Genomic DNA, 6,903 nt, shown 5'->3' on the forward strand with positions numbered 1-6,903 from the left:
CTGCATGTCGCCATACTCGATGCCATTGTGCACCATCTTGACATAGTGACCGGCACCACCAGGGCCAATGTAAGTGACACAGGGGCCATCATCAACTTGGGCTGCAATCTTGGTCAAGATTGGTTCTAAAGCGTCATAGGCAGCTCTGGTGCCCCCCGGCATCAAACTAGGGCCATTCAGTGCGCCTTCCTCGCCACCACTGACTCCCATGCCAATGAAGGTAAATTTTGCAGCTTCAAGTTCCTTAGCCCGCCGCTCTGTGTCGTGGAACAAAGAGTTGCCACCATCAATAATGACATCACCCTCGTCTAGCAAGGGCTTGAGCTGCTCGATGACATTATCAACAGGTGCGCCTGCTTTGACCATAATCAAAATGCGGCGAGGCCGTTCTAAAGACTGGACAAACTCTTCTATGGTGTAAGCGGCAAAAACATTCTTACCCACGGCTCGTTCTGCCATGAAGGCATCGGTTTTTTCCCGACTGCGGTTATAGACAGAAATGGGAAATCCATTCCGTTCCACATTCAGCGCTAGGTTTTCACCCATGACCGCTAGTCCAATTACCCCAAAGCTTTGTGTTGACATAAGCTCTCCCTCAACCTTGCTCAGACTTCATTTGCCACCACATTACGTCAACTTTTCTAGGAGGCTCTCTGACCGACAGATTTTCTTTATGCTCACTCAGTTCAGAAATGGTCTATGCTTAGCAATTTTCCGGTATTTACGCAAAATGGTGGCATCAACTCTTGTTAGAAACTCTCTTCCCAGTCCCGCTGAAGTCTCCTCCCAGTTCCGCTGAAGTCTCTTCCCAGTTCCGCTGAAGGAATGTTAGATAGGCTGTAAGAGACGGAATGTTAGATGGACTATTAAGTAAGAGAGAAGTAGCAGCAAGTAAAGCATAGAGCAAGGGTGTATAGCTACAGAAAATGTCAGAGAAAAAAGATAGGAATATTCCTAGACAAGTTGCACAAGGTTAGGTTATATTGTGTAACTGCCGCCAAAAGTTCTAACGCATTCCTTCATTCTGAAGTTGTGCACGGTTATCTCTGGCAGTTTATAGTTAGTGATTTGTGACTAGCTAGTTTACGGATACTGGGTTGGGCTTGCGATCGCGCTGCGGTTGCGTTGGCAAGCTGCTTAAGTCCTTGTTCAGAGTAGTGGCAGCTTAAACACTTCGAGTTCACGAGGTACTATTGTTGACGTTCATTCAGTTCGTCACCTTTAGATTCCAAGATCGGTGTCTAAGCAGGAATACCTGAAGTATTTAAACATGCTCCAGGTTCCTAGTTGAGGCTTTGGTAAGCGGAATCTGGAGGTTTAATTTAGCGAAGAGGAGTCTCAGCCTTGTAGCAAGGTTGACCCCATAGTTACTGCTGATGTGCTTGGTAATGCCAAGTAGCGTTGGTGTTTGCTCTGGGGTGATGCTTTGGCCAGATGCGCTCGACAATGTTAGGTGTCGGTGTATTTGGCGACTGTAGTGGCGTGTAAGCAAAGGAGACAGACGATCGTGCCCATGGGAATTTTAGGCACCAAGCTTGGCATGACCCAAATCTTTGAGGAGGGAAATGCAGTTCCTGTTACGGTTATTCAGGCAGGGCCTTGTACTGTAACGCAGATTAAGACGACCCAGACAGATGGCTACTCTGCGGTTCAGGTTGGCTATGGTGATGTTAGGGAGAAAGCATTAAACAAGCCAAAGTTAGGACATTTAGCGAGATCTGGGGCCAGCCCAGTTCGTCATCTACAGGAGTATCGACTAGACAATGTGGGTGATTACCAGCTTGGGCAGCAGATCACGGCTGATATTTTCACTCAGGGCGAGCTAGTTGATGTGGTGGGCACGAGCATTGGTCGTGGGTTTGCGGGTTACCAGAAGCGCCATAATTTTGGTCGCGGGCCAATGGCCCATGGTTCCAAGAACCATCGGTTGCCTGGTTCTACGGGAGCTGGTACTACACCAGGTCGAGTCTATCCTGGTAAGCGGATGGCAGGTCGGTTGGGGGGCGGTCGGGTCACTGTTCGTCGTCTGAGGGTGGTCAAGGTAGATGCTGAGCGTAATCTTGTTTTGGTCAAGGGTGCCGTTCCAGGTAAGCCCGGTGCGCTGGTGAGTATTGTGCCTACTAAGTACGTGGGCAAGCCTAAAGCAGCACGGTAGGTATGGGTATCCGTTGGGTTGAAGTTTGAACACAGGCTGAAAAGTGGAAATTGAGACAGATGGTTGACTGTGTAGTACACAACTGGCAAGGGGAAGAAGTAGGAACGGCAACGTTGGATCTGAGAGTTGCTAGTGACGCTTCAGCCGCCCATGTTGTTCACCGAGCGCTAGTACGCCAGTTAGCAAATGCTCGTCAGGGAACTGCTAGCACTAAAACTCGTGCTGAAGTTCGAGGGGGTGGACGCAAGCCTTGGCGGCAAAAGGGTACGGGTCGTGCTAGGGCAGGGTCGAATCGATCGCCGTTGTGGCGGGGTGGCGGTGTTATCTTTGGCCCTAAGCCCAGAGACTACAGCGTAAAGATGAACCGTAAAGAGCGGCGATTAGCCCTACGCACCGCATTTCAAAGCCGGGCTGAGGATTTAGTTGTAGTGGAAGACTTTGCCGAGCAGCTAGCTCGACCCAAGACTAAGGATTTGGTAGCAGCAATATCTCGCTGGGGCATTGACCCGACGGCCAAGGTGCTCATGATTGTGAGTGAGCGGAGTGATAACGTCTATCTTTCAGCCCGTAATGTTGCTAATTTGCGCTTGATTTCTGCAACCAATTTGAATGTTTTTGATGTGCTCCATGCTGATCGCATTGTGGCAACTAAGTCAGCACTCGCCGTGATTCAGGAGGTGTACGGTGGCTAAAATCCCAACTCAGTTCGACCTGCGTACCTTACCCGATTTGATTCGTCGTCCCATCATTACTGAAAAGGCAACGCTGTTGCTAGAAAACAATCAGTACACCTTTGAGGTTGTTGCGTCAGCCACTAAGCCGGAAATCAAAGCCGCGATCGAATATCTGTTTGATGTCAAAGTAGCGTCTGTTAACACCCAAAACCCCCCTCGGCAACAGCGCCGCATGGGCAAGTTCTTGGGCTATCGCCCTCACTATAAGAAGGCAGTCGTCAAGCTAGCTCCGGGTGATTCTATCACGCTCTTCCCAGAGGTTTAAGCTGCAATCTAGGTCAGTCATTCATCTACAGTCAGCCGTCTACAGTTGCAAGAAACTCATTATGGGCATTCGTACATTTCGTCCCTACACTCCAGGCACACGCCAACGGGCAGTTCCAGACTTTGCTGAAATTACCCGTGATGAGCCAGAAAAATCTCTTACCATCTCGAAGCATCGTCGCAAGGGGCGTAACAATCGCGGTGTGATTACCTGTCGCCATCGCGGTGGTGGGCATAAGCGGCTATATCGCTTAATAGACTTCAAGCGGGATAAGCGTAACATTCCAGCCAAGGTTATGGCTATTGAGTACGATCCTAACCGTAATGCTCGCATTGCCTTGCTGTACTACCAAGACGGTGAAAAACGTTACATTATTCATCCCCTTGATCTGAAGGTTGGCGCAACGGTGATTGCAGGGCCTGATGCCCCGATCGAGATTGGAAACGCACTGCCACTGTACAAGATGCCTTTGGGTACAAAGGTGCATAATGTTGAGCTTGTCCCTGGAAGGGGGGCGCAAATGGCTCGAGCGGCAGGTGCAGTTGCTGAGGTGGCTGCTAAGGAAGGTGACTTTGTGTCTCTCAAGTTGCCCTCTAGTGAAGTGCGTAAGGTGCGGCGAGACTGCTACGCCACGGTTGGGCAAGTAGGTAATGTTGAAGACCGTAACCAAAGCTTGGGCAAGGCTGGTCGCAAGCGCCATATTGGTCGTCGTCCGGAAGTGCGCGGTAGTGTTATGAACCCAGTGGATCACCCCCACGGTGGTGGCGAAGGCTGTGCTCCGATCGGTAGACCTGCACCTGTGACTCCTTGGGGCAAGCCTGCCCTGGGCTACAAAACTCGGAAACGCAATAAGCCTAGTAATGCTCTGATCGTCCGTCGCCGACGTAAGTCCTCTAAGCGTGGTCGTGGTGGCCGCGAAAGTTAACTACCTAGATATCTCAAATGTCTTCTGTGTCAACCCTTTGAAGCTAATGTGTGGAATCTAGAACTATGGCTCGTTCTCTCAAAAAAGGTCCCTTCGTTGCTGATCACTTGCTGAGAAAAGTAGAAGCCCTGAATGCCAAAGGCGAAAAGCAAGTTATTAAAACATGGTCGCGGGCATCTACCATTTTGCCCCAGATGATTGGTCACACGATCGCTGTTCATAATGGCAAGCAGCATGTGCCTGTCTTTATTAGCGATCAGATGGTAGGGCATAAGCTAGGGGAATTCGCTCCTACTCGCACCTACAGGGGGCATACCAAAGCAGATAAGAAGGCAAAACGATAGGGAGAATGATATGGCTGTCCAAATACCTGGTGAAGTTAGAGCCTCGGCCCGTTACATACGGATGTCGCCCAACAAGGTGCGGCGAGTTCTGGATCAGATTCGAGGGCGTTCCTACCGAGAGGCTCTGATTATTCTTGAATTCATGCCCTATCGAGCCTGTGAGCCAGTTTTGAAGGTACTGCGATCGGCGGTAGCTAACGCTGAGCACAATCAAGGGTACAACCCCGCCAGCTTAGTGGTTAGTCAAGCCTATGCTGATCAAGGCCCTAGCCTACGACGATATCGCCCCCGTGCTCAGGGTCGGGCCTATCAAATTCGTAAGCCTACCTGCCACATCACCATCACCGTTGCACCTGGTGAAGACAATTAGCTAGATTCGCTCGCTATTTTCCCCGCCATCCTCTTACAGCCAACTGCACAGATTCAATTATGGGACAGAAGATTCATCCAATCGGCTTTCGCCTTGGCACTACCCAAGAGCATCGCTCTCGGTGGTTTGCTGAACCTAACCATTACCCAGCAACGCTGCGGGAAGATTTCCAGATTCGTCAGTTCTTTGAGCGCAATCCCCTCAAGTTAAAGAGCCTGGAAAATCCTAGTATTTCTTACATTCGCATCGAGCGCAAAGCCGATCAAGTTGACCTAGAGATTCACACTGCTCGGCCTGGTGTGGTGGTGGGGCGCTCAGGGCAGGAAATTGAAGCCATTCGCACCAACCTGCAAAAGTATTTGGGCAGCGGCGATCGCCAAATACGCATTAATGTCATCGAAGTTGCTCGGGTTGATGCTGATGCCAACCTAATTGCTGACTACATCTCCCAGCAACTAGAGAAGCGGGTTTCGTTCCGTCGTGTTGTGCGCGAGGCCATCAAGCGTGCCCAAAGAGCAGGTGTTCAGGGCATCAAGATTCAAATCAGCGGTCGCCTCAATGGCGCAGAAATTGCCCGTACTGAATGGACTCGTGAAGGCCGAGTGCCTCTCCATACCCTGCGGGCAGATATTGACTATGCCTACCGAACTGCCCAAACCATTTATGGGATTTTAGGTATTAAAGTTTGGGTGTTCAAGGGAGAAGTGATTCCTGGAGCAGAGGAGGTTGCACCTGCTACCCCAGCCCAGCCACGTCGTCGCCAGCAGCATCGCCGTCAACAGTTTGAGGATCGTTCCAACGAGGGGTAATTAGTCATGCTAAGTCCAAGACGAACTAAATTCCGGAAGCAGCAGCGCGGTCGAATGCGAGGTCAAGCAACCCGTGGCAACACCATTAATTTTGGTGACTTTGCACTACAGGCACAAGAGCCAGCCTGGATTACATCTCGCCAGATTGAGGCTAGCCGCCGAGCTATGAACCGCTATATTCGCCGGGGCGGAAAAATTTGGATTCGCATCTTCCCAGATAAGCCCGTGACCATGCGACCAGCAGAAACTCGCATGGGATCAGGTAAGGGCAACCCAGAGTTTTGGGTCGCTGTCGTTAAGCCGGGACGCATTCTGTTTGAAATTGGCGGTGTCTCTGAGGAGGTAGCCCGTGAAGCCATGCGACTAGCCGCCTACAAGCTACCCATCAAGACCAAGTTCTTAGTGCGCGAGGCAGAGCATACTGGCCAGGAGGCATCGGGGGAGGTTGTTACTAATGTTGCTGTGGAGGGATGATGGCAATGGCACTTTCAAAAATCGCTGAGCTGCGTAAGCTGGATGATCAAGCGATCGCTGATGAAATCTTAGCTGTTAAGCGTCAGTTATTTGAATTACGGCTGCAAAAGGCCACGAAGCAAGAACCAAAACCTCATCAGTTCAAACATGCTCGCCATCGCCTAGCACAACTGATGACCATTGAGGCAGAACGGCAGCGAGCTGCTCGCTCAAATGCTAATCATGTCGCAAGTTAATGTTGGGAGGAGATCACTATGGCAGTGAAAGAAAGGGTTGGGTTGGTTGTCAGTGACAAGATGGATAAGACCGTTGTGGTAGCAGTAGAAAACCGTTCATCTCATCCTAAGTACGGCAAAATCATCGTTCGCACCAAACGATACAAAGCCCATGATGAAGAAAATCGATGTCAACAGGGCGATCGCGTGCGTATTCGGGAAACCAGACCCCTAAGCAAAACCAAGCGGTGGATTGTGACTGATATTTTGCAATAAGCCTGTCGAGCAACCAAAGCAATCTAGGAGCTAAAACCATGATTCAACAAGAAACTTACCTAAATGTTGCTGATAACAGCGGTGCTCGTAAGTTGATGTGCATCCGAGTGTTGGGGGGTAACCGTCGTTACGCTGGTATCGGGGATATCATCATTGCAGTGGTTAAAGATGCCCTTCCTAACATGTCGGTTAAGAAGTCCGATGTAGTTAAAGCAGTCGTTGTGCGCACACGCAAGGCGTTACGGAGACCCAGTGGCATGAGCATTCGGTTTGATGACAACGCAGCCGTGATTGTCAACAACGATGGTAACCCTAGAGGTACCCGCGTATTTGGCC

General features: G+C 50.4%; 12 protein-coding genes. 11 read left to right on the forward strand and 1 reads right to left on the reverse strand.

Annotation, left to right across the window (positions count from 1 at the left end):
• Nucleotides 1-585 (reverse strand): NAD(P)-binding domain-containing protein (locus NZ772_10695; protein MCS6814020.1); only part of this gene is annotated, 585 nt, incomplete at its 3' end.
• A 922-nt stretch (nt 586-1,507) separates the two neighbouring features.
• Between NZ772_10695 and rplC the strand changes: the two genes are divergently transcribed.
• The 11 genes from rplC to rplN form a co-directional block, all read left to right on the forward strand.
• Nucleotides 1,508-2,155 (forward strand): 50S ribosomal protein L3, encoded by a 648-nt coding sequence (rplC, locus tag NZ772_10700; GenBank protein ID MCS6814021.1) that lies wholly within the window; start codon nt 1,508-1,510, stop codon nt 2,153-2,155.
• A gap of 59 nt (nt 2,156-2,214) precedes the next feature.
• Complete coding sequence (gene rplD, locus NZ772_10705) at nt 2,215-2,847, forward strand: 50S ribosomal protein L4 (protein MCS6814022.1); 633 nt, start codon at nt 2,215-2,217, stop codon at nt 2,845-2,847.
• Nucleotides 2,840-3,154, forward strand: coding sequence for a 50S ribosomal protein L23 (locus tag NZ772_10710; GenBank protein ID MCS6814023.1), 315 nt, complete (start codon nt 2,840-2,842; stop codon nt 3,152-3,154). The genes rplD and NZ772_10710 overlap by 8 nt, the downstream gene beginning before the upstream one ends.
• Before the next feature lie 61 nt (nt 3,155-3,215).
• Nucleotides 3,216-4,079, forward strand: coding sequence for a 50S ribosomal protein L2 (gene rplB / locus NZ772_10715; protein ID MCS6814024.1), 864 nt, complete (start codon nt 3,216-3,218; stop codon nt 4,077-4,079).
• A 65-nt stretch (nt 4,080-4,144) separates the two neighbouring features.
• Complete coding sequence (rpsS, locus tag NZ772_10720) at nt 4,145-4,423, forward strand: 30S ribosomal protein S19 (protein MCS6814025.1); 279 nt, start codon at nt 4,145-4,147, stop codon at nt 4,421-4,423.
• A 10-nt stretch (nt 4,424-4,433) separates the two neighbouring features.
• Nucleotides 4,434-4,793 carry a 50S ribosomal protein L22 gene (gene rplV, locus NZ772_10725; GenBank protein ID MCS6814026.1) on the forward strand — a complete coding sequence of 120 codons (360 nt, stop codon included), beginning with the start codon at nt 4,434-4,436 and terminating at the stop codon, nt 4,791-4,793.
• Between the two features lie 59 nt (nt 4,794-4,852).
• On the forward strand, nt 4,853-5,602 hold the full coding sequence (gene rpsC / locus NZ772_10730) for a 30S ribosomal protein S3 (protein ID MCS6814027.1): 750 nt from the start codon (nt 4,853-4,855) through the stop codon (nt 5,600-5,602).
• 6 nt (nt 5,603-5,608) lie between these two features.
• Complete coding sequence (rplP, locus tag NZ772_10735) at nt 5,609-6,076, forward strand: 50S ribosomal protein L16 (GenBank protein MCS6814028.1); 468 nt, start codon at nt 5,609-5,611, stop codon at nt 6,074-6,076.
• Between the two features lie 5 nt (nt 6,077-6,081).
• A complete protein-coding gene (gene rpmC, locus NZ772_10740; GenBank protein MCS6814029.1) occupies nt 6,082-6,312 on the forward strand; it encodes a 50S ribosomal protein L29 in 231 nt (76 codons plus the stop codon).
• Between the two features lie 18 nt (nt 6,313-6,330).
• Nucleotides 6,331-6,567, forward strand: a complete 237-nt coding sequence (rpsQ, locus tag NZ772_10745) for a 30S ribosomal protein S17 (GenBank protein ID MCS6814030.1) — start codon at nt 6,331-6,333, stop codon at nt 6,565-6,567.
• Between the two features lie 38 nt (nt 6,568-6,605).
• On the forward strand, nt 6,606-6,903 hold a 298-nt coding region (gene rplN / locus NZ772_10750), incomplete at its 3' end, for a 50S ribosomal protein L14 (protein MCS6814031.1).

Source organism: Cyanobacteriota bacterium (genome assembly GCA_025054735.1).
Taxonomy (GTDB): domain Bacteria; phylum Cyanobacteriota; class Cyanobacteriia; order SKYG9; family SKYG9; genus SKYG9.

Excerpts from the sequence above, each read along its gene's own strand:
- rplD (MCS6814022.1), top strand. The coding sequence starts at position 2,215 with ATGGTTGACTGTGTAGTACACAACTGGCAAGGGGAAGAAGTAGGAACG.
- rplB (MCS6814024.1), top strand. The coding sequence starts at position 3,216 with ATGGGCATTCGTACATTTCGTCCCTACACTCCAGGCACACGCCAACGG.
- rpsS (MCS6814025.1), top strand. The coding sequence starts at position 4,145 with ATGGCTCGTTCTCTCAAAAAAGGTCCCTTCGTTGCTGATCACTTGCTG.
- rplV (MCS6814026.1), top strand. The coding sequence starts at position 4,434 with ATGGCTGTCCAAATACCTGGTGAAGTTAGAGCCTCGGCCCGTTACATA.
- rpsC (MCS6814027.1), top strand. The coding sequence starts at position 4,853 with ATGGGACAGAAGATTCATCCAATCGGCTTTCGCCTTGGCACTACCCAA.
- rplP (MCS6814028.1), top strand. The coding sequence starts at position 5,609 with ATGCTAAGTCCAAGACGAACTAAATTCCGGAAGCAGCAGCGCGGTCGA.
- rpmC (MCS6814029.1), top strand. The coding sequence starts at position 6,082 with ATGGCACTTTCAAAAATCGCTGAGCTGCGTAAGCTGGATGATCAAGCG.
- rpsQ (MCS6814030.1), top strand. The coding sequence starts at position 6,331 with ATGGCAGTGAAAGAAAGGGTTGGGTTGGTTGTCAGTGACAAGATGGAT.